Here is a 20,411-nt window from a genome sequence, read left to right on the forward strand (position 1 = left end):
ATAATTATAGAAAAAAGGTAGACTAATTGTCTACCTTTTTTATTTGTTCAAAAACCGCTTTTAATTTAGGTTCCTCATTTTCCCAACAGCATTCTTTAGCAGCTTTTGTTAAATTTTCATAATATGACTTTTTCCCTTCTTGTAGTAGTAAATTTAATTGTTCAGCGATGTGTTTTGCTTCGTGTTCGTTTATAATTTTACCAGCCTCATATTTCTCAATAGTAGCTTTTATTTCGGGTAAATATGTCGATAAAATTGGGACTCTCGCTTGGAAATAATCGAATACTTTATTTGGTAAAGCGTATTTATAACTAATTCCTAAATCTTGTTCTAAACTGATTCCAACTTCAGCTAAAGGTGTAATTGTTTTTAGAACTTTAGGAGGAACATTTCCAAGAAAAAATATTTTATCTGACAGATTATTTTTTTGTACTAATTCTTTTAAGTTATCTCGTTTTGGTCCGTCACCTGCAATCCAAAAAACACAATTATCTACATGTTTCATTGCTTCTATCATAAATTCTAAACCACGACTCATGTTTAATGCGCCTTGGTATAAAACTATTTTATGATTTTCTGGAACTTGTGGTAATTGGAAAAAGATAAAATTTTCTTTATCGTTTAATTTTTGAAGATGTGGAACATTTCGGATAACTTCAGGATTAGATCCATATTCTTTTTTAAACCAATCTGCATACCCATTACTCACCGTATAAAAATGTTTTACTCGTGGTAATAAGATTCGTTCTAAAGTTTTCCAAACTTTTTTTGTTTTTGGTCGATTAGAAAGTGAAGGTAGTTCAGAATAAATTTCATGGCTATCAAAAACCAAAGGAAGACTTTTAATCTTACTTACAACATAAAATGGCAATAAGCTATCTAAGTCGTTTGCTAATAAAATGGTGTTCTTATCTGCTTTAAAAAGTAAATTAACGAATAGCTTAAAATTAAATTCAGCAAACATTTTAAAACTTTCTTCATATTTCATAGGAATCAAGCTTGTTTTATATGCTTTGTTCAATGTAGGTTTTCCTCTTAAAGTTGTTCCAATTAATTCTACATCATATCCAAATTTTAATAGAGAATTACAAACTTTATCTACTCTTTGGTCGGTTTCTATGTTGTTAATTACAGCAGAAAGTACTTTCAATTTTAATGATTTTTATTTTCCAGGTTTAAAAATAAGATAATAAAATTGAACAAATAGTAAAATTGCGTTTGGAATTAATACAGGCCAAGCTTTATAAGCAGCTGCATAAATCACGAAACAAACACAACCAACCGCATTGATAATCCTAATCGTTTTGATGTTTGAGAAAACAAATGATAAAATGATAAAGATAGACGCAAGATATCCAACGATATCTGCAGTCGACGTATTGTTTAAAAAATCCATATAACTATAAATAAGAATGATAAAGTATAGGCAAAATTACTGAATTTTCTCACGAAGATTATGTAAATTTGCAAGATGATACAAAACATATCTAATATTAAACATAAAGATTCTTCAAATTTCTTTTTAATCGCAGGTCCATGTGCGATTGAGAATGAAGATATGGCAATGAGAATTGCTGAACGAGTGATTACGATTACTGATAAATTAAATATTCCTTATGTTTTTAAGGGGTCATTTAAAAAAGCAAATCGTTCTCGTATTGATAGTTTTACTGGTATTGGAGATGAAACGGCTTTAAAAATATTAAGAAAAGTTGGAGAGACTTTTGATGTTCCTACAACGACTGATATTCACGAGCCTTTCCATGCTGATATGGCTGCAGAATATGTTGATATTTTACAAATTCCTGCATTTTTAGTTCGTCAAACAGATTTAGTTGTAGCGGCCGCTAATACAGGGAAACATGTAACTTTAAAGAAAGGTCAATTTTTATCGCCAGAAGCAATGCAATTTCCAGTTCAGAAAGTAACTGATTCAGGAAATAGTAATGTAGCAATTATCGAGCGTGGAACAATGTTAGGTTACGGAGATTTAGTGGTAGATTACCGTGGAATTCCAGTAATGCAAAATTACGCTCCAGTTATCTTAGATGTTACTCACTCTTTACAACAACCAAACCAAGCGTCTGGTGTTACAGGTGGGAAACCAGAGTTAATTGAAACAATTGCAAAAGCAGGTATAGCTGTAGGTGCAGATGGATTGTTTATTGAAACACATCCAGACCCTAAAAATGCCAAAAGTGACGGAGCAAATATGCTTCAGTTAGATTTATTAGAAGGATTATTAGAAAAACTTGTTCGCGTTAGACAAGCGGTTATCTAATTAATAATAAAATAATTACATTTTTCTCAATGTTTGGAATATTTTTCTAAGCATTGAGAAATTTATTTAAACTCAATTTTGAGTTTTTTATATATTATGAACAATTTAATTCAGAAATATAATATTCCAGGACCTCGCTATACAAGTTACCCAACTGTTCCATTTTGGGACGAAGCAGGTTTTACGAAACAAAAATGGGTAGAGACTTTTCAGAAATCTTTCATAGAAAGTAATGAAACGGAAGGTATCTCATTATATATTCATTTACCGTTTTGTGAGTCGTTATGTACATTTTGTGCGTGTAATAAACGTATTACAAAACAACATAGTGTAGAGAAACCTTATATTACAACGGTTTTAAAAGAATGGCAATTGTATTTAGATATGATGCCTACAAAGCCAGTAATAAAAGAAATCCATTTAGGTGGAGGAACGCCTACTTTTTTCTCGCCAGAAAATTTAAAAATCCTTTTAGAAGGAATTATTAATACATCAATTGTTGCCGAAGGTCACGAATTTAGTTTAGAAGGTCACCCAAATAATACTACGCGAGAACATTTGCAAGTATTATTTGATTTAGGTTTCCGTCGTGTTTCATACGGAGTTCAAGATTTTGATCTTAAAGTACAAGAAGCTATTAATCGTGTACAACCTTATGAAAATGTAAAACGTGCAACAGAAGAAGCACGAGAAATTGGTTATACATCAGTTTCGCACGATTTAGTTTTTGGTTTACCTCACCAAACATTAGAAGGAATGATTGATACGATAAATAAAACAAAGGAGTTGAATCCTGATCGTATTTCTTTTTATAGTTACGCGCATGTGCCGTGGATAAAAGGTGTTGGACAACGTGGTTTCCAAGAGGAAGATTTACCATCGCCAGAATTAAAACGTGAATTATACGAAACTGGTAAGAAAATGTTTGAAGAGTTAGATTATTTCGAAATCGGAATGGATCATTTTGCTTTAGAACATGATTCGATGTATCAATCAATGGTAAATAAATCATTACATCGTAACTTTATGGGGTATTCTTCATCGAAGACGCAAGTAATGATTGGTTTAGGAGTTTCATCAATTAGTGATTCTTGGTATAGCTTCGCGCAAAACGAGAAAACTGTTGAAGAGTATGAAGCTTCAATTAATAAAGGAGAATTATCAGTATATAGAGGTCATATTTTAACAGAAGAAGATTTAATTATGCGTCGTCATATCTTAAATCTGATGTGTAATTTAGAGACTTCTTGGGAAAACGATAACATGAAATTTAACGGAATCGAGAATGTAAAATCGATGCTGAAGGGAATGGAAGAAGATGGTTTACTTATCATCAAGGATAATGGAATTGTAGTGAATGAGGAAGGTCGTCCATATGTTAGAAATGTTTGTATGTCGTTAGATTTACGAATGTTAGAAAACGAGCCGGAAACAAGACTTTTTTCGATGACTATATAAAATATCCGAAAATTTTTGCAAGCTTTATCCAAAATAGTATATTTGAATATCTTAAAAAATGAATGAAATAGAAATTCACGGTAAGAAATTTATACCGTACATTGCTTTTGAAGAAATCGAACAATCAATTAAAGAAATGGCGAACAAAGTGTACGAAGAGTACAAAGACGAGACGCCTATCTTTATTGGAGTTTTAAATGGAGTTGTAATGTTTATGAGTGACTTCTTAAAGCAATATCCAGGAAATTGTGAAATCTCTTTCTTAAAATTAAAATCTTACGAGGGTACTGAATCAACAGGGAAAATCCAAATCCAAATGGATATTCCTATGAATGTGGAAGGACGTCACGTAATAATTTTAGAGGATATTGTGGATACAGGAAACACTTTAGTAGAGTTACACCGTATTTTAAAAGAGAAAAACGTAAAATCTTTAAAAGTTGCTACGTTATTATTTAAACCAGAAGCATACAAAAAAGACTTAGAAGTTGATTTAGTAGGAATCTCAATTCCAGATAAATTTGTTGTAGGTTACGGTTTAGATTACGACGGGTACGGAAGAAACTTACCAGATATTTATCAAATAAAATCTTAATTACAAAATGCTAAACATTGTATTGTTCGGCCCTCCTGGTAGTGGTAAAGGAACACAAGCTAAATTTTTAGAAGAAAAATATTCAACTCCTCAAATTTCTACAGGAGATTTATTCCGTTTCAATTTAAAAAATGAAACAGAATTAGGAAAATTAGCTCAGTCTTATATGGGTAAAGGACAGTTAGTTCCTGATGAAGTAACTACAAATATGTTAGTAGATCATTTAGATAACAATCCAAATGAACACGGATATATTTTTGATGGTTACCCAAGAACTACAGCTCAAGCTCAGGAATTAGATAAAATTTTAGCTGAAAAATACAACGATGATGTTACTGTAACATTAGCTTTAGTTGTAGAAGACGAGATTTTAGTTGAGCGTTTATTAGAGCGTGGTAAAACTTCTGGACGTGCTGATGACGTTGATGTGAATATCATCCGTGATCGTATCAAAGAATACTACGAAAAAACTGCTATTGTTGCAGAACACTTTAAAGCGCAAGGTAAATGGGTGGAAATTGACGGAGTAGGTTCAATTGAAGACATTACTAATAAATTATATGCTGCTATTGATGCTGCAAACGTAAAATAAGTTTAGAACAACTTTATTATAATTAAAAAACCTCAACATATTCGTTGAGGTTTTTTTGTTTGAAATAGTTTTAAAAACTATCTATATTATTTAATTAACTTTTCACAAATAGCTTTTGCCAAACCTGGACCTTCATAAATAAATCCAGTATAAATCTGAACTAAGCTTGCTCCAGCTTCTAATTTTTCAATAGCATCTTCAGCTGAATGGATACCACCAACACCAATAATAGGAAATGCTTGATTAGATTTTTCTGAAAGATATTTAATCACTTCTGTAGATCGTTCTTTTAAAGGTTTACCACTAACTCCACCAGCTTCTTGTACAAGATTTGGATCAGATTTTAAACCTTCTCTTTCGATGGTTGTATTCGTCGCAATTACACCTGCTATTTTAGTTTCCGTTACAATTTCGATGATATCATCTAATTGTTCATTTGTTAAATCTGGAGCAATTTTTAAAAGAATTGGTTTTGGATTTTCTTTGATTCCGTTATGTCTTTGTAACGTATATAACAAATCCATCAATGGTTCTTTCTCTTGTAAAGCACGTAAATTAGGCGTGTTTGGCGAACTTACATTCACTACAAAATAATCTACTTCATCAAATAAAGCATTAAAACAAATCACATAATCATTCGTCGCTTCTTCGTTTGGTGTAACTTTATTTTTACCAATATTTCCACCAATAATATAGCGTTCGCGATGTTGTAAACGACGAATTTGTTTTACGGCATAATCTACACCTTTGTTATTAAATCCCATTCGGTTAATAATCGCCTCGTCTTCAACTAAACGAAACATACGAGGTGCTTCATTTCCGGGTTGAGGTTTTGGCGTTACGGTTCCGATTTCGATGAATCCAAAACCAAAGTGGCTCAATTCTTTGATGTATTCACCATTTTTATCAAAACCTGCGGCTAATCCAACCGGATTTTTAAATTTAATTCCGAAAACTTCTCGTTCTAATGAAGGATGATTTAAAGTATATTTCTTTGTCAATAATTTATCAATACCAGGAAAATTGGCGTAATTTTTTAATTGACGTGTTACAAAATGATGTGCATCTTCTGGCTGTAACTGAAAAAGAATGTTTTTGATGTGCTTGTACATACTGCAAAAATAAGTATTGTTTAGGCAAAATTCGATTTTAATATAAGGGTAAGAAGTTGTAAATTTGCAGACTATTTATATTTTAAAAGAAAAAATTATGCAATCAAATTTTGTTGACTACGTAAAAATTCATTGTAAAAGTGGACATGGTGGAGCTGGTTCAGCAAGTTTGCATCGCGAAAAATATATCGATAAAGGAGGTCCAGATGGTGGTGATGGTGGTCGTGGAGGACACATTATTTTAAGAGGAAACTCAAACTTATGGACTTTATTGGAATTCAAATTTAAAAAACATTTCCGTGCAGAACATGGAGGACGTGGAGGTAAATCTCGTTCTACTGGTCATGACGGGGAAGATATCATCTTAAATGTTCCAATTGGTGTTATAGCTCGTGGTGAAGAAGGAGAAATCTTGGGAGAAATCACAGAAGATGGACAAGAAATGATCTTGAAACGAGGAGGAAAAGGAGGTTTAGGAAACTGGCACTTCCGTTCTGCAACTCGTCAAACTCCGCGTTATGCACAACCTGGTTTAGATGGTGATGAAGGTTGGGTTACATTGGAACTAAAAGTATTAGCAGATGTTGGTTTAGTAGGTTTTCCTAATGCAGGAAAGTCAACTTTATTATCTGTTTTATCAGCAGCTAAACCAAAAATTGCAGACTATGCATTTACAACTTTAACTCCAAATTTAGGTATCGTAGAATATCGTAATCATCAGTCGTTTATTATGGCAGATATTCCTGGAATTATTGAAGGTGCAGCAGAAGGAAAAGGTTTAGGACACCGTTTCTTACGTCACATAGAACGTAATTCTACCTTATTGTTTTTGATTCCTGCAGATGCAGACGATTATGCAAAAGAATATGATATTTTATTAAATGAGTTAAAGAAATTTAATCCAGAGTTATTAGATAAAGAACGTGTTTTAGCGATTACTAAATCTGATATGTTGGATGATGAATTAAAAGCAGAAATTTCGTCTCAATTACCAAAAGATATCGAAACATTGTTTATTTCTTCAGTTGCTCATCAAGGGTTAACAGAATTGAAAGATGCTTTGTGGAAAAAATTAATTGATTAATATAACTTTAAAGAAATACAGATTATGTTTGGAAACTTCGGAAACATCATGGATATGATGGGTAAAATTAACTCGTTCAAAGATAAATTTACAGGTTTAAAAGATGAGTTAGAAAACGAAACATTCACAACAACATCTACAGATGGTACAGTAAAAATTACAATGTCTAAATTAGCAACAATTAAAGATATTGAATTAGCTGAAGGAATGGATAAAGAGCAAATTGAAGATATGTTAGTAATGACATTGAATAAAGCTTTAGAACAAGTAAAAACTGAAGCGATTGATAAAGCGAAAAAAACTGCTCAAGAAAATTTACCTAGCATTCCTGGAATGCCATTTTAATTACGACATTAATTATTTAAATACAGAAAGTACCCATAGTGGTACTTTTTTTGTGTCTATTTTTTAAATATTTATGAATTGGGTAGATTAAATTCTTATTGTATTTTTGAGTAACCTAACTAAAAACAATAATACTATGAAAGAATTAAGAATTGTAATATTCATTACATTATTATTAGTCGTATTTCTAAGTTTTACAACAATTATTCAGAGTGATTTAAAAGTCATTCGTTATAAGAAAGTAAGCGATGGATTTTTAGTAATTGAATATTTTGATGGAGTAATTAAAAAACAAGTTAAAAGAAACCAATTAACTAAGCATGAGCTTACATTTTCTGAAAAAAATGAAATTGAAAAAGAAATATCAAAATTAAATGTTGATTTAATAATTTCTGAAATCGATACTATAAATAAACCAATTTTAGGTGTTTCTTATATGTATCTGTTTATTAAAAATAAAGATACTTTAAGAACAAGATTCTATCCTGAAGGTGCGACCCCAAAACAATTACAAAGAGTAGATTATTTAATGAACAAAAACAGAAAATAATTACTTAATAAATGATTGAAATTTTTTAAAATCGTTTATTTTTGTTGGGTAGAAAATATTTTATGCAAGGATTAAAAATAACAATCATAATCCTAACCTATACTATCCTTACAAGTTTTAATAAGATTGATACTAAAATTGAAGAAGTACAAATACTTCGATTCCTAACCGCAAAATCAGGTTTTCAATCGGTAGAATACAACAAAGGAATTATTTCTAAATGGATGAGAAATAAAACTCCTTTGGTACGGCAACTAAACGATTATCAAAAAAATGAACTTCATGCAGAAATAGATCAATTTGATTTAAATGCTTTTGAAGCAGAAATTAATCTATTAAGTAATCTGAAAGAAGATGTTTATCCAAAGATTTATTACCGAATTATCATTAATGGTGATACGTTACAATCCAAAGATTTTCTTCAAAAAGATATGCCAAAATCAATTAAGAAAATTGATGACTTGATGTTGAAATTTACAACAACAGGTTTTACATATTAGAGGTAGAAGAGGATGATTGATTTTTATTTATTAAAGATTGATCTTCCTCTTTTGGTGCATAGGGCGTTAAACTTTCTAAATATTTTTGCCATAATTCTTCTTCACGAGGGTCATAATAGTTTTCATCTTCCCATTTAGCTTTTTGTTTTTGAGGACCAACTTTTCTAAATAAATAAGCGAAGAAAGCACCAACAATAAATCCACTTAAATGTCCTTCCCAAGAAATTGAATTATCTCCTAAATTAAAATCAGGTAACAATTCTTCAGGAATTACACCCCAAAACATTCCACCATATAACAAAATTACAATAGCTGATATAGCCATTAATCCGCGTTCTTTTCTTATTAACCCAGAAAATAAAATAAAAGAAGCTAACATATATACAATTCCACTTGCTCCAATATGACAGCCTGCGACTGAGTCCATAAAAGGTGGATTTCCGATTAACCAAAGTAAAATTCCAGATAATAACCAACCAAAAATAAGAACATAATAAGCTAATCGATCATACATTAATAAGGTAAGGAAACTTAAAAAGAATAAAGGAAAAGTATTACTGATTAAATGTGGAAAACCAGAATGAAATAAAGGTGATAGTAAAATTCCTTTTAATCCAAAAAAAGTTCTTGGAACAACTCCGTAACAATCATTTAATCCTAATCCGCTATATTCAAATAAAAATACAGACCAAATCAACCCAATTAAAAATACAGGAATTACTAATGTTTTTTTCGGAAAAGGATAGGCCATAAAATTATTTTAAGAATAATTGACACAAATCATTCCTTTCTAATTTAACTGACAAAAATGGTTAATTTCCACGACCTCTATTAATTAATTCGATAGCTAAAGAAGGCCATTTTATATATTCGTGACCTAATTCGTGATTTTGTTTTGCAATTTTATGTTGATAGTTAAGGTGCTTCAATACCTCTTTGTAGGCGAAAAATAAATTATGTTTTGGATCGTAAACATGTGTAGCTTCTGAATTTGCTCCATTAACTTCTAAAATGACAAAATTTCCGTTTTGTAAATCTTCGATAGATTTTGCTTTGATATCAAATCGGCCATAGAAGAAACCTTCAATAGATTTAGCAATATTATCTATTTGATGTTCTAATTCTGTTGAAATTAAATTCGAAGCATCTAAAAATGTTGTTCCACGGTTATGATTACCAATAGGTTCCACTAAGATGCTTTTACCGTTGGGAACAATATCATCCAACAGCTCTTTATAACGTTCAATTAAATAATCTTTACGGAAAACGGCTCGTATATTTTTATCGATTAATTCTCGGAAAGTAGATTTCCCATTTCCTGTAAATTGAAGAAAATCTTTACCTGTCATCGAAATTAATTTTCCGTTAGATTCTTTTGGTAAGCGGACATAGAAAGCTCCAAATTCCAATGGAAATTCATTGTATTCTTGAATAATCAAGTCCTTATTATTTATTTTTAAATATTGTTTCCAATCATCTTTATTACGGATTAATTCTACAGCAATTCCACGCTCACCTTCGTCTGGTTTAGCAATAAAAGGAAAATTCATAGGAATTTCTGATGCAGAGATTTTAGTATAGAATTTTGTTTTGGGTAAATATTTAGGATCAATTTGTTTTAAAATATCGTTTTTAGAATAATTGATAAATCCTCCCCATTTAAAACCAGGATTTGCAGTGCAAAAGTATGCAGGAGCACCAGCTGTTACAATTTTATAAAGATACCAAGGTGTTAATGGACCATAGAATAACCAAAACGGCCAATATTCATATTTCGTCCATTTTGTTAATGTTGTATTCATTTTTGCTTGGTAAAATTTAATGTAGAATAAGCAATTCCGAAATCTTTGTCGAAATTTATATATGGAAAATCAGCTTTCAAAACCATTTTGATAATTGCAAAATGATGTATGCTATGATCGATACAATATACCAATTCACGACCAATTGTTGAATTTACTTCTAAAACATCATCACCAATTAATTGCTCTAAAACAATAGGTTGATCAAAATCTAATTGTTCAATTTCAACTTTTATTTTAGCAATTGTATCTAATGTATATTCAGTAGAAGTTTCAATTTTCAATTCTCTTTTACGAGAATCAAAGCAAACAATTTTTTCAGCTTGCAATAAACATTGAAAAAACTCAACAATGTGACGTACATGTTTTCCAATAGTTTGTTTATTGATTAAATCGACTGTTTTTGTATATTCTTCATCATTTAGTTGATAAAGTATATTTTCTAGTTGGTTTAAAGTTTGATGAATTGATTCTTTGATTTGCATACTGTTTGCAAAGATAATTCTACTTTTGAACAAATTCAATTTTAGCCATGTGTATCATCAGTTTTTATAAAAAAAACGATCAAGTTTTATTAACACATAATCGGGACGAAAGTATTTCGAGAACAGCTTCTTTACAAGTTGAAGAAAGGATTTGGGAAGGAAATACATATTATGCTCCCGTTGATCAAGAAAAACAGGGAACTTGGATATTTTATAATGAAAATTATATCGCTTGTATTTTAAATGGTGGAAAAATAAAACCTACTAATCTAAAATCAAATTACAGAAAGAGTAGAGGATTGATTTTATTAGATTTAATGAAATTTAATGATGTATATGATTTTATTGAAAATGAAGTTCTTACAGATATTGCACCGTTTACGATATTTGTTTATCAGATAAAAAATAAAAAAACTCACCTCTTATTTTGGGATGAAAAAGAGCTGGAAGTAAATGATTTAACTGACAAAGAATTCGCTTTTAGATGTTCTATGACATTATATAGTTCAGAAAAAATGTATGAATTAGAAAAAAAATTCCCTAAATTTAATGAAGTATCACCAAGCGATATATTCGCTATTCATCAATCAATTCAAATGAATGATGGCGATGTAGCTAAAGGAAAAGCGACAACCTCTATCACTCAGATTTTTGTAAATAATTCAGAAATCAACATGAAATATTGTCCGTTTTTTTAAGATCATCATTAAAAAATGTCATTATGTGTCAATTAGATAATAATTGTAGAACAAAGGCATAATTTATGATATTAGCTATAGTAATGTTTATATTTGATAAAAGACAGTTTATATAATGAATGATAATTTCTCACAACAAGTAAAAGATGTAATTGCTTACAGCAAGGAAGAAGCATTAAGATTAGGGCACGACCAAATTGGGACGGAGCACTTAATGTTGGGTATTCTTCGTGATGGTGAGGGAAAAGCAATTTCTGTCTTAGAGGCATTGAACGTAGATTTGAAAGAATTACGTCAGAAAATTGAGAACCTAAATCCACCGAAAGACACAACTGTTAATCATATTAAAAATTTAAGCTTAACAAAACAAGCTGAACGTGCATTAAAAACAACATTTTTAGAAGCTAAACTTTTTAAGAGTGCGACTGTTAATACTGTTCATTTATTGTTATGTATTTTAAGAAACGAAAATGATCCTATCACGAAATTGATGAATAAATTCGAGATTGATTATAACACAATCAAGGAAGAATTCAAATTCCAATTTCAGGATAATGATATAGTAGATTCACCAAGAGCGGAGAATCCTTCTTACGAAGGTGATTCAGATATGGGAAGCGAATTTGATCGTCCTTCTATGAGTAAATCTACAGCAAAAAGTAAAACTCCAGTTTTAGATAATTTTGGTCGTGATTTAACTGCGATTGCGCAAGAAGGAAAATTAGATCCTGTTGTTGGACGCGAAAAAGAAATTGAACGGGTTTCTCAGATTTTATCTCGTCGTAAAAAGAACAATCCATTATTAATTGGTGAACCAGGAGTTGGTAAATCTGCGATTGCTGAAGGTTTAGCGTTACGAATCATCCAACGTAAAGTTTCTCGTGTTTTATTTAATAAACGTGTAGTTACTTTAGATTTAGCATCTTTAGTTGCTGGAACTAAATATCGTGGACAATTTGAAGAACGTATGAAAGCAATCATGAATGAATTAGAGAAAAATGATGATATCATTTTATTCATTGATGAGTTACATACTATTGTTGGAGCAGGAGGAGCAACAGGTTCTTTAGATGCATCTAACATGTTTAAACCAGCATTGGCTCGTGGAGAGTTACAATGTATTGGTGCTACAACTTTGGACGAGTATCGTCAGTACATCGAGAAAGATGGTGCATTAGTACGTCGTTTTCAAAATGTAATGGTAGAGCCAACAACGCCAGAAGAAACGTTGCAAATCTTAAATAATATAAAAGATAAATACGAAGCGCATCATAATGTAAATTATACTGATGAAGCATTAAAAGCTTGTGTTAGTTTAACAACACGTTACATTACAGATCGTTTTTTACCAGACAAAGCAATTGATGCTTTAGATGAAGCTGGTTCTCGTGTTCATATTAAAAATATTAGAGTTCCTCAGGAAATTCTTGATCTAGAAAGTAAATTAGAAGAAGTAAGAGAGGAAAAAACGAAGGTTGTAAAATCTCAGAAATACGAAGAAGCTGCTCGTTTACGTGATACAGAAAAACAATTAGAAGCTGATTTAAAACGTGCGCAAGCAGAATGGATGCAGGCATCAAAACAAAATCGTGAAACAGTAACAGAAGATAATGTAGCTGAAGTTGTTTCGATGATGAGTGGAGTTCCAGTACATCGTGTTGCAGAAAAAGAACTGAAAAAATTAGCTCAAATGAATGAGTTAATGAAAGGTAAAGTGATCGGTCAAGATGATGCAGTTACTAAAGTTGTGAAAGCAATTCAGCGTAACCGTGCAGGTCTTAAAGATCCTAACAAACCAATTGGTTCATTTATTTTCTTAGGAACTACAGGTGTTGGTAAAACGCAATTAGCTAAGGTTTTAGCAAAAGAGTTGTTTGATTCTTCAGATGCATTAATTCGTATTGATATGTCTGAGTATATGGAGAAATTTGCCGTATCTCGTTTAGTTGGTGCACCTCCAGGCTACGTTGGTTACGAAGAAGGTGGTCAATTAACAGAAGCAGTTCGTCGTAAGCCATATGCAGTGATTTTGTTAGATGAAATAGAGAAAGCGCATCCAGATGTATTCAATATTTTATTACAAATTTTAGATGATGGTCATGTAACGGATAGTTTAGGTAGAAAAGTAGATTTCCGTAATACGATAATCATTTTAACATCTAATATTGGTACACGTCAATTAAAAGAATTTGGTGATGGAGTTGGATTTGGAACTTCAGCAAAACAAAACTCAGCTGATGAACGTGCTAAATCAACAATTGAAACAGCATTAAAACGTGCATTCGCTCCTGAATTCTTAAATCGTATTGATGATATTATTTTCTTCAATTCTTTAACGAAAGAAAATATCATGAATATTATTGATATTGAATTAGCTAATTTATATGAGCGTTTAACAGCTTTAGATTATCATTTAGAGTTAACGCCAGAAGCAAGAGATTTCATTGCTGATAAAGGATTTGATAAGGATTATGGTGCTCGTCCATTGAAACGCGCTATCCAGAAATATATAGAAGATCCAATGGCAGAAGAAATCATTAATGCTGAAATTACAGAAGGTGATCATTTGATTTTAGAGTTAAATGAAGCTAAAGATGGTGTAAAGATTTCTGTTAAAGGAAAAACGGAAGAAGCAGAAGAGGAGAAACAATAAGAGTTTCATTCTTAAATAAATACAAAAAGCTCGTAAATAAATAGTTTACGGGCTTTTTTATTCGCTATTATTTATCTTACATTTGTACCAAGCAAGCCACTTTGTCGCTGCGAATTTATTTCGGAGAGGAAAGTCTGGACACCATAGAGAAGGCATAGCGGGTAACACCCGTCCGTCGTGAGGCGAGGACAAGTGCAACAGAAAGCAGGTACAGTTCGGCTGTAGTGAAACCAGGTAAACTCTATGCGGTGAAATGCCATGTATACCAACAGTTAAGAGCTTCTCGTTCGTTGTTGGGGGGTAGGCAGCTCGAGACTTGGAGTAATTCAAGTTCTAGATAAATGACAAAGCGTTATAATTTATTGTAACTGACAGAATCCGGCTTATCGGCTTGCTTTTTTCTTCTCTCAAACATTCTTCAATAAATTGCATTTTGAATTTTTAGTAATCTAATAAAAAATGTATAGATATGTTTTGTAATAAAATATCCGATACAAATGCTTATTAATTATTTATTGAAATTTACCTAATTTTAGGTATTGATAATTTTATTTAATTACTACATCTTTGCACCACAAACAAGTTTAGAATCTTCTGATATAAACAATAAAACTAAATTAAATCGAATTACATCAATTATAACAAGTAATGGGTGTTTTTAGATTGAGTTGCAATAAAAGTGATAATTGTATATAAGCATTTTTAAATAATTATAATGAAATTACCTAATTTTAGGTATTGGCTAGATTAATTAATTATTTGATCTTTGTATAACTAATTACTAACAACTTAAACCTAAACTAAAAGAAAATTAAAAAAGGGATTCCGTAAGGGATTCCTTTTTTCTTTTTGAATAAGTATTTAAAATTCTCATATAAAAAAAGCCCTAAGTGAAGACTTAGGGCTTTATAATTTATCGTTTAATCTTTTTTATTTTAATAAAGATTTTACTTTTTCAATAACAGCAGTAGAATCAATTCCGTATTTCTTCATTAATTCCGCTGGAGTAGCAGATTCACCAAAAGTATCGTTTACAGCAACAAAAGCTTGTGGTGTTGGACATTTCTGAGCTAAAACTCTAGCAACAGATTCACCTAAACCTCCTAAAATGTTATGCTCTTCTGCTGTAACAATTTTACCTGTTTTCTTAACAGAATTGATGATAATTTCTTCATCTAAAGGTTTAATTGTATGGATGTTGATTACCTCACAAGAAATTCCTTCTTTCTCTAATTCAGCAGCAGCAATTAAAGATTCCCAAACTAAGTGTCCAGTTGCAACGATTGTTACATCTGTACCTTCGTTCATTAAGATACCTTTTCCGATTTCGAATTTTTGGTCAGCTGGTGTAAAAACAGGAACAGCTGGACGTCCAAAACGTAAGTAAACAGGTCCTTCGTATTCAGCAGCAGCGATTGTAGCAGCTTTTGTTTGGTTGTAATCACAAGGATTAATAACTACCATACCTGGTAACATTTTCATTAATCCGATATCTTCTAAAGTTTGGTGAGTTGCACCATCTTCACCTAAAGTTAATCCAGCGTGAGAAGCAGCAATTTTCACATTCTTATCAGAATATGCAATTGATTGACGAATTTGATCGTAAACACGAGCCGTAGAGAATTCAGCAAATGTTCCAGTAAAAGGAATTTTTCCACCGATTGTTAAACCAGCTGCGATTCCCATCATATTAGCTTCTGCGATTCCGATTTGGAAAAAACGATCTGGATTTTCCTTGATAAATTGATCCATTTTTAAAGAACCAATTAAGTCAGCACATAATGCTACAACATTAGGATTTGTTCTTCCTAACTCAGTTAATCCGTCTCCGAATCCACTACGTGTATCTTTTTTTTCTGTGTATGTTAAATCGATCATTGTAATTGTTTTTTATGTGGAGTTTGCCTCCTTTTTGTTTTATCTAATTAATCTAAAGAATCAAAGAATTTTTTAAGCTTTTCTTTGTCTTCTTTTTTGAACGAATCATATTTTGTATTTAATTCCCAAACACTTTTTCTGACAGCATCAACTGTTGATGAAAGATCAACATATCCACTTTGATAAATGTATAAATCGCAAATTTGACCAGTATAATTATAAATAATTTCTTTTAAATCGTTACTTGAAAAATCAGGAATTCGACTTTTTAAATCTTTACAATGTGAAGGTGCAATATCTAAATAATATTTAGCGCCTTCTTCGTCAATAGCCAGTTTAACATCTTTTAACGATGTATTTTTATATGCAGATTGATAATCTAATGCGACATCAGTTGCATAAACTGCAGCATCTACACTATCTAAAGCGACTTCTTCATTTTGAATTACTTCTTGATGTTTTTCGAATTTAAAGTTTTTTGCTTTATCAAAATATTGTTTAAAATTATTATTTAGTTCCTTTGCTTCGTCAGTTGTAATCAAACCATTCTTTTTGTACAATTGAATCGTTTTTTTTGTTGACGCCTCTGTTGCTTTTATTGCTTTAGCACGATCAAAATCAAAATTGTTATCAAAATCTGTATCTAATGTAATTACCGTCAATGCTAATGGTGCCATACTATTAAACAATGTATTTACCTTGTCATTATCGGAAGTAGATAACATATAATATTCGTATAACGGATCCTCATATCTATTATCAGAATTATTTAGATAAGATAAATCTTCAGGTTGACTAATTGTATCAATTTCGTATAAAGATTTATACAATTCTTTTAGTTTTACAATATTGTCTTCGTATGTTTTGATTGATTTATTTTCATCAAAATATACCTTTAGATTTGATTTTTCAATTCGATTTAATACTAATGAACTTGAATTATCACTATCTCCAACTTTTACAATTAATCCTTTAATAGGTTGTTGAGGTAGAAGATAACTAGCATTGTTTATTGCATTTTTTTCGTCAATACAATAAATTGTTTTTTCATTTTCTGCATTAGGATCAACTAACTGGTAATTATTACATGTATACCCGTTAATTTTTTCAGTACGATTTAGATTTACAAGTTTGTTTTTTAGTGTAAAATAATCTGCATTATATGGAAGATATTCTTTGGAATCAGAATAATCATATAATGTAGGAGTTTTAATACTGATTTGATTTTCTAACGAATTTAATTTTACATCGAAGTAATGCTCTTTCGTTATCAAAAAAGCCGAGGAATTAAATCCTTCAAATAAAAAATCATTATCAGAATGTCCTAATAAACTTTCTTTACCAATGTAAATACTCAGTTTGTTTTCTAAAATATTATCGATTGGATACATAGCTGATAATTCTTCAGAAACATTGTAATCATACACTAAACGTTGATCAAAACTGTGAGTTTTTTCTTGCGCTAATAATGTTAAAGAACAAAGAGTTAGTATGGAATAAAATAATTTTTTCATAGTTGCATGGTTGTGGAATTATATGATGATTCTAGTAATCTCCTAATTCAGTCACTGGATTTTGCTCTAAAGCGGAAGCTAATTGATCGTCAGAAGGAGCTTTACCATGCCAAGCATGTGTACCCATCATGAAGTCAACACCATTACCCATTTCTGTGTGTAATAAAATTGCAACTGGTTTTCCTTGTCCTGTTAATGATTTAGCTTGTGCTAATACAGCTAAGATAGCTTCTAGGTCGTTTCCTTTTGGTTCATCTAAAACAACCCATCCAAAAGCTTCAAATTTAGCTTTTAAATCACCTAATGGTAAAACGTGATCTGTATCACCGTCAATTTGACGACCGTTGTAATCAACTGTAGCGATGATGTTATCTACATTTTTACCAGCAGCAAACATTAAAGCTTCCCATACCTGACCTTCTTGTAATTCACCATCACCGTGTAATGTGTAAACTAATTTATCGTCGTTATTTAATTTTTTAGCTAAAGCAGCTCCAATTGCAACAGATAAACCTTGTCCTAAAGATCCAGAAGCGATACGTACACCAGGTAAACCTTCGTGAGTAGTTGGGTGACCTTGTAAACGTGTGTTTAATTTTCTGAAAGTGTTTAATTCTTCAACTGGGAAGTATCCAGAACGTGCTAACACACTATAAAAAACTGGAGAGATGTGTCCGTTTGATAAGAAGAATAAATCTTCGTTTTTCCCGTCCATTGAGAAATCTGTAGAATGTGTCATTACGTTACCATATAATGCAGTTAAAAATTCTGCACATCCTAATGATCCACCTGGGTGTCCACTATTTACGGCATGAACCATTCTTAAAATGTCTCTTCTTGTTTGTTGTACTTGTGTTTGAAGTTCTTGAAGTGTCATGTTTGTTTAAATATATTTGTTACAAAAATAAGCTATTTTTTACGTGTTCTAAAATGATTCTAGTTATAGAATCTATAAAATTTTACAAAAAATAAAAGCCCAACTATCCGTAGATAATCAGGCTTTCTATATTAATCGTTATACCATTCTCCTCGGTGAGGTCTTAAGGCATCTCTAACTGCAATCATTTCAGACTCGTTAACTACTAACCAAGCTACAGCGTACATTTCTTCAACTTCTTCGTAACCTGTAATGTTATTAGCTAACTGATCTCTTTCAATAAATTGTTTTAAATGAATCTCGTGGTGCTTTGCTGTTGGTAAAGCATCAGGACCATGAAAATCCCATATTAATCTTAATTTCTTCTCCATTATGAATCCTTTTCAGTTTGTGCTTTACTAATTAACCATAATCCAAGGAATGTTAATAATCCATTTAAGATGATTAATTCTACACCAATTCTATATGCTGTAAAATTAGTAACAATTTCGTTAATAACATAAGTTAATATTGGAGCTAAAATCGCAACGGTAATAATTCCGTATTTAATCGTAATATTTCTTGTTGTAAAAATTCCAAAGGCAAATAAACCTAATAATGGTCCGTATGTATAACCAGCAACTTCCATGATTAAGTAAACGATTCCTTTGTTATTGATCATTTTAAAAATCATGATTAAAATAAAGAATACAATTGTAAATGCTAAGTGAACTTTAAGACGTGTATTTCTTTTTTCTTTTTCTGATAAATCAGGACGATCATTAATTTTTAACAAATCGACACAGAAGGATGAAGTAACCGCAGTTAAAGCTCCATCCGCTGATGGAAATAATGCTGAAATTAATCCAATAATAAAGATGATAGAAATAGCCATTGGGAAATATCCTTGTAACGACAAAGCAGGAAATAAATCATCACCCATAACATTAACTCCTCCTTCTTTTAAATGAAAAGTTGATTCAACTAAATTGTAAAAACCTCCATTATTGATCGCATATAAGTATAAAATTCCTCCTAAAAATAGGAAAGCTAAATTCACAACTAATAATGTGCTTGCAAAAGTAATCATGTTCTTTTTCGCATTTGCAACATTATCAACCGAGATATTTTTTTGCATCATTTCTTGATCTAAACCAGTCATGGCAATGGTAATAAACATACCACCTAAAATAGTTTTAAGGAAGAATGTTTTAGAATTTGGATCTAAATTGATTAAATGTGTATAATTCTGAGCTGATAATTGATTAAAAGCTTCTGCTGGAGATAAATTTAATTGATTTAAAATAAACCAAATACAAGCAATTAAACTGATAATCATAAACGACGTTTGTAACGTATCAGTAACTACAATTGTTTTTACACCACCTTCAAAAGTATACAGTAAAACCATTAATAGAAGTACGAAAGTTGTTACCCAAAACGGAATTCCTAACGGATCCAATAAGAAGATTTGTAAAACGTTTACCACTAAATATAAACGAGCTGTTGCTCCAATTCCGCGGGAAATGATAAAGAAAATCGATCCCATTTTGTGGGCTTCCACATTAAATCGTTTTCCTAAATAAGTATAAATAGAGGTCAGATTCATTCGGTAATAAAGAGGTAATAAAACACCAGCTACAATAAAATATCCGATAAAGAATCCGATTACCATCATATAGTATTCAAATCCACCATAAACGTATTCGGAACCAGTTAATTTACCAACAGTTCCCGGAACAGAAATAAATGTTACACCACTTAAACTTGTTCCAATCATACCAAAAGCAACTAGCCACCATTTACTTTTCTTGTTTCCATTGAAAAAAGAGTCGTTATCTGAATTTCTACTCGTAAAGTATGAGATAACCAAAAGACCTACAAAGTATACGATAACACAAAGTAGTAAAATCGTTGAGTTCATAAAATTTTAACAAATAATTAGTCAAATTTAATACTTTTGATGAAACTATACGTGAAATACATCAAATTGAAAATTAGTATTTTC

The 20,411-nt window shown here is 31.1% G+C and carries 21 protein-coding genes and 1 other RNA gene; 11 read left to right on the forward strand and 11 right to left on the reverse strand.

The window, feature by feature from the left end; genetic code table 11:
- Window positions 1–22 precede the first annotated feature (22 nt).
- Both EAH69_RS03590 and EAH69_RS03595 read right to left on the reverse strand, forming a co-directional pair.
- Entirely contained in the window at window positions 23–1,150 is a 1,128-nt protein-coding gene (locus EAH69_RS03590; protein WP_121933813.1) for a glycosyltransferase, read from the reverse strand.
- Window positions 1,151–1,162: 12 nt separating this feature from the next.
- Window positions 1,163–1,396, reverse strand: coding sequence for a YgjV family protein (locus EAH69_RS03595; RefSeq protein ID WP_121933814.1), 234 nt, complete (start codon window positions 1,394–1,396; stop codon window positions 1,163–1,165).
- 75 nt (window positions 1,397–1,471) lie between these two features.
- Here EAH69_RS03595 and kdsA point away from each other — a divergent pair, with 75 nt between their 5' ends.
- The 4 genes from kdsA (at window position 1,472) to EAH69_RS03615 (ending at window position 4,926) form a co-directional block, all read left to right on the forward strand.
- A complete protein-coding gene (kdsA, locus tag EAH69_RS03600; protein WP_121933815.1) occupies window positions 1,472–2,281 on the forward strand; it encodes a 3-deoxy-8-phosphooctulonate synthase in 810 nt (269 codons plus the stop codon).
- 96 nt (window positions 2,282–2,377) lie between these two features.
- Window positions 2,378–3,739 (forward strand): oxygen-independent coproporphyrinogen III oxidase, encoded by a 1,362-nt coding sequence (gene hemN / locus EAH69_RS03605; RefSeq protein ID WP_121933816.1) that lies wholly within the window; start codon window positions 2,378–2,380, stop codon window positions 3,737–3,739.
- Window positions 3,740–3,797: 58 nt separating this feature from the next.
- The gene (gene hpt, locus EAH69_RS03610) at window positions 3,798–4,334 is read left to right on the forward strand and encodes a hypoxanthine phosphoribosyltransferase (RefSeq protein WP_121933817.1); all 537 of its coding nucleotides are present in this window, start codon (window positions 3,798–3,800) and stop codon (window positions 4,332–4,334) included.
- A gap of 7 nt (window positions 4,335–4,341) precedes the next feature.
- Window positions 4,342–4,926 carry an adenylate kinase gene (locus EAH69_RS03615; RefSeq protein WP_121933818.1) on the forward strand — a complete coding sequence of 195 codons (585 nt, stop codon included), beginning with the start codon at window positions 4,342–4,344 and terminating at the stop codon, window positions 4,924–4,926.
- Between the two features lie 86 nt (window positions 4,927–5,012).
- On the opposite strand, the gene EAH69_RS03620 is transcribed toward EAH69_RS03615, so the two are convergent.
- Entirely contained in the window at window positions 5,013–6,038 is a 1,026-nt protein-coding gene (locus EAH69_RS03620) for a quinone-dependent dihydroorotate dehydrogenase (RefSeq protein ID WP_121933819.1), read from the reverse strand.
- 97 nt (window positions 6,039–6,135) lie between these two features.
- Between EAH69_RS03620 and obgE the strand changes: the two genes are divergently transcribed.
- The 4 genes from obgE (at window position 6,136) to EAH69_RS03640 (ending at window position 8,517) form a co-directional block, all read left to right on the forward strand.
- On the forward strand, window positions 6,136–7,122 hold the full coding sequence (obgE, locus tag EAH69_RS03625) for a GTPase ObgE (protein ID WP_121933820.1): 987 nt from the start codon (window positions 6,136–6,138) through the stop codon (window positions 7,120–7,122).
- A gap of 24 nt (window positions 7,123–7,146) precedes the next feature.
- The gene (locus tag EAH69_RS03630; RefSeq protein WP_121933821.1) at window positions 7,147–7,467 is read left to right on the forward strand and encodes a YbaB/EbfC family nucleoid-associated protein; all 321 of its coding nucleotides are present in this window, start codon (window positions 7,147–7,149) and stop codon (window positions 7,465–7,467) included.
- Window positions 7,468–7,603: 136 nt separating this feature from the next.
- Window positions 7,604–8,017 (forward strand): hypothetical protein, encoded by a 414-nt coding sequence (locus tag EAH69_RS03635; RefSeq protein ID WP_121933822.1) that lies wholly within the window; start codon window positions 7,604–7,606, stop codon window positions 8,015–8,017.
- Window positions 8,018–8,079: 62 nt separating this feature from the next.
- Window positions 8,080–8,517 carry a hypothetical protein gene (locus tag EAH69_RS03640; protein ID WP_121933823.1) on the forward strand — a complete coding sequence of 146 codons (438 nt, stop codon included), beginning with the start codon at window positions 8,080–8,082 and terminating at the stop codon, window positions 8,515–8,517.
- On the opposite strand, the gene EAH69_RS03645 is transcribed toward EAH69_RS03640, so the two are convergent.
- From EAH69_RS03645 to EAH69_RS03655, 3 genes are all read right to left on the reverse strand, one after another.
- Window positions 8,507–9,268 (reverse strand): rhomboid family intramembrane serine protease, encoded by a 762-nt coding sequence (locus EAH69_RS03645; RefSeq protein WP_121933824.1) that lies wholly within the window; start codon window positions 9,266–9,268, stop codon window positions 8,507–8,509. The genes EAH69_RS03640 and EAH69_RS03645 overlap by 11 nt on opposite strands.
- A 61-nt stretch (window positions 9,269–9,329) precedes the next feature.
- On the reverse strand, window positions 9,330–10,319 hold the full coding sequence (locus tag EAH69_RS03650) for a hypothetical protein (RefSeq protein WP_121933825.1): 990 nt from the start codon (window positions 10,317–10,319) through the stop codon (window positions 9,330–9,332).
- Entirely contained in the window at window positions 10,316–10,804 is a 489-nt protein-coding gene (locus tag EAH69_RS03655; RefSeq protein ID WP_121933826.1) for a hypothetical protein, read from the reverse strand. Before EAH69_RS03655 ends, EAH69_RS03650 begins: the two co-directional genes overlap by 4 nt.
- Before the next feature lie 47 nt (window positions 10,805–10,851).
- On the opposite strand from EAH69_RS03655, the gene EAH69_RS03660 reads away from it, so the two are divergent.
- The 3 genes from EAH69_RS03660 to rnpB all read left to right on the forward strand — a co-directional run bounded on the left by EAH69_RS03660 (window position 10,852) and on the right by rnpB (window position 14,557).
- A complete protein-coding gene (locus tag EAH69_RS03660) occupies window positions 10,852–11,502 on the forward strand; it encodes an NRDE family protein (RefSeq protein WP_121933827.1) in 651 nt (216 codons plus the stop codon).
- 115 nt (window positions 11,503–11,617) lie between these two features.
- Window positions 11,618–14,155 (forward strand): ATP-dependent Clp protease ATP-binding subunit, encoded by a 2,538-nt coding sequence (locus EAH69_RS03665; RefSeq protein WP_121933828.1) that lies wholly within the window; start codon window positions 11,618–11,620, stop codon window positions 14,153–14,155.
- Window positions 14,156–14,243: 88 nt separating this feature from the next.
- Window positions 14,244–14,557, forward strand: an RNA gene (gene rnpB / locus EAH69_RS03670) — RNase P RNA component class A.
- A gap of 528 nt (window positions 14,558–15,085) precedes the next feature.
- Here the strand turns inward: rnpB and EAH69_RS03675 are convergent.
- The 5 genes from EAH69_RS03675 to EAH69_RS03695 form a co-directional block, all read right to left on the reverse strand.
- The gene (locus EAH69_RS03675; RefSeq protein ID WP_230466694.1) at window positions 15,086–16,030 is read right to left on the reverse strand and encodes a transketolase family protein; all 945 of its coding nucleotides are present in this window, start codon (window positions 16,028–16,030) and stop codon (window positions 15,086–15,088) included.
- Between the two features lie 50 nt (window positions 16,031–16,080).
- Window positions 16,081–17,547 carry a hypothetical protein gene (locus EAH69_RS03680; RefSeq protein ID WP_121933830.1) on the reverse strand — a complete coding sequence of 489 codons (1,467 nt, stop codon included), beginning with the start codon at window positions 17,545–17,547 and terminating at the stop codon, window positions 16,081–16,083.
- A 31-nt stretch (window positions 17,548–17,578) separates the two neighbouring features.
- Window positions 17,579–18,424 carry a transketolase gene (locus tag EAH69_RS03685; protein WP_121933831.1) on the reverse strand — a complete coding sequence of 282 codons (846 nt, stop codon included), beginning with the start codon at window positions 18,422–18,424 and terminating at the stop codon, window positions 17,579–17,581.
- Window positions 18,425–18,555: 131 nt separating this feature from the next.
- Window positions 18,556–18,795: a hypothetical protein gene (locus EAH69_RS03690; RefSeq protein ID WP_121933832.1), complete on the reverse strand. Its 240-nt coding sequence runs from the start codon at window positions 18,793–18,795 to the stop codon at window positions 18,556–18,558.
- Complete coding sequence (locus tag EAH69_RS03695; RefSeq protein WP_121933833.1) at window positions 18,795–20,327, reverse strand: sodium:solute symporter; 1,533 nt, start codon at window positions 20,325–20,327, stop codon at window positions 18,795–18,797. The genes EAH69_RS03690 and EAH69_RS03695 overlap by 1 nt, the downstream gene beginning before the upstream one ends.
- Window positions 20,328–20,411 lie beyond the last annotated feature (84 nt).

It is taken from the genome of Faecalibacter macacae (genome assembly GCF_003687725.1).
Classification (GTDB): Bacteria; Bacteroidota; Bacteroidia; order Flavobacteriales; family Weeksellaceae; genus Empedobacter; species Empedobacter macacae.

Bases quoted from the DNA above. Each gene is read 5' to 3' on its own strand.
- EAH69_RS03650 (WP_121933825.1), bottom strand. From the start codon at position 10,319: ATGAATACAACATTAACAAAATGGACGAAATATGAATATTGGCCGTTT.
- hpt (WP_121933817.1), top strand. From the start codon at position 3,798: ATGAATGAAATAGAAATTCACGGTAAGAAATTTATACCGTACATTGCT.
- EAH69_RS03615 (WP_121933818.1), top strand. From the start codon at position 4,342: ATGCTAAACATTGTATTGTTCGGCCCTCCTGGTAGTGGTAAAGGAACA.
- EAH69_RS03685 (WP_121933831.1), bottom strand. From the start codon at position 18,424: ATGACACTTCAAGAACTTCAAACACAAGTACAACAAACAAGAAGAGAC.
- EAH69_RS03640 (WP_121933823.1), top strand. From the start codon at position 8,080: ATGCAAGGATTAAAAATAACAATCATAATCCTAACCTATACTATCCTT.
- obgE (WP_121933820.1), top strand. From the start codon at position 6,136: ATGCAATCAAATTTTGTTGACTACGTAAAAATTCATTGTAAAAGTGGA.
- kdsA (WP_121933815.1), top strand. From the start codon at position 1,472: ATGATACAAAACATATCTAATATTAAACATAAAGATTCTTCAAATTTC.
- EAH69_RS03660 (WP_121933827.1), top strand. From the start codon at position 10,852: ATGTGTATCATCAGTTTTTATAAAAAAAACGATCAAGTTTTATTAACA.
- EAH69_RS03680 (WP_121933830.1), bottom strand. From the start codon at position 17,547: ATGAAAAAATTATTTTATTCCATACTAACTCTTTGTTCTTTAACATTA.
- hemN (WP_121933816.1), top strand. From the start codon at position 2,378: ATGAACAATTTAATTCAGAAATATAATATTCCAGGACCTCGCTATACA.
- EAH69_RS03690 (WP_121933832.1), bottom strand. From the start codon at position 18,795: ATGGAGAAGAAATTAAGATTAATATGGGATTTTCATGGTCCTGATGCT.
- EAH69_RS03695 (WP_121933833.1), bottom strand. From the start codon at position 20,327: ATGAACTCAACGATTTTACTACTTTGTGTTATCGTATACTTTGTAGGT.
- EAH69_RS03630 (WP_121933821.1), top strand. From the start codon at position 7,147: ATGTTTGGAAACTTCGGAAACATCATGGATATGATGGGTAAAATTAAC.
- EAH69_RS03665 (WP_121933828.1), top strand. From the start codon at position 11,618: ATGAATGATAATTTCTCACAACAAGTAAAAGATGTAATTGCTTACAGC.
- EAH69_RS03635 (WP_121933822.1), top strand. From the start codon at position 7,604: ATGAAAGAATTAAGAATTGTAATATTCATTACATTATTATTAGTCGTA.
- EAH69_RS03620 (WP_121933819.1), bottom strand. From the start codon at position 6,038: ATGTACAAGCACATCAAAAACATTCTTTTTCAGTTACAGCCAGAAGAT.
- EAH69_RS03645 (WP_121933824.1), bottom strand. From the start codon at position 9,268: ATGGCCTATCCTTTTCCGAAAAAAACATTAGTAATTCCTGTATTTTTA.
- EAH69_RS03595 (WP_121933814.1), bottom strand. From the start codon at position 1,396: ATGGATTTTTTAAACAATACGTCGACTGCAGATATCGTTGGATATCTT.
- EAH69_RS03655 (WP_121933826.1), bottom strand. From the start codon at position 10,804: ATGCAAATCAAAGAATCAATTCATCAAACTTTAAACCAACTAGAAAAT.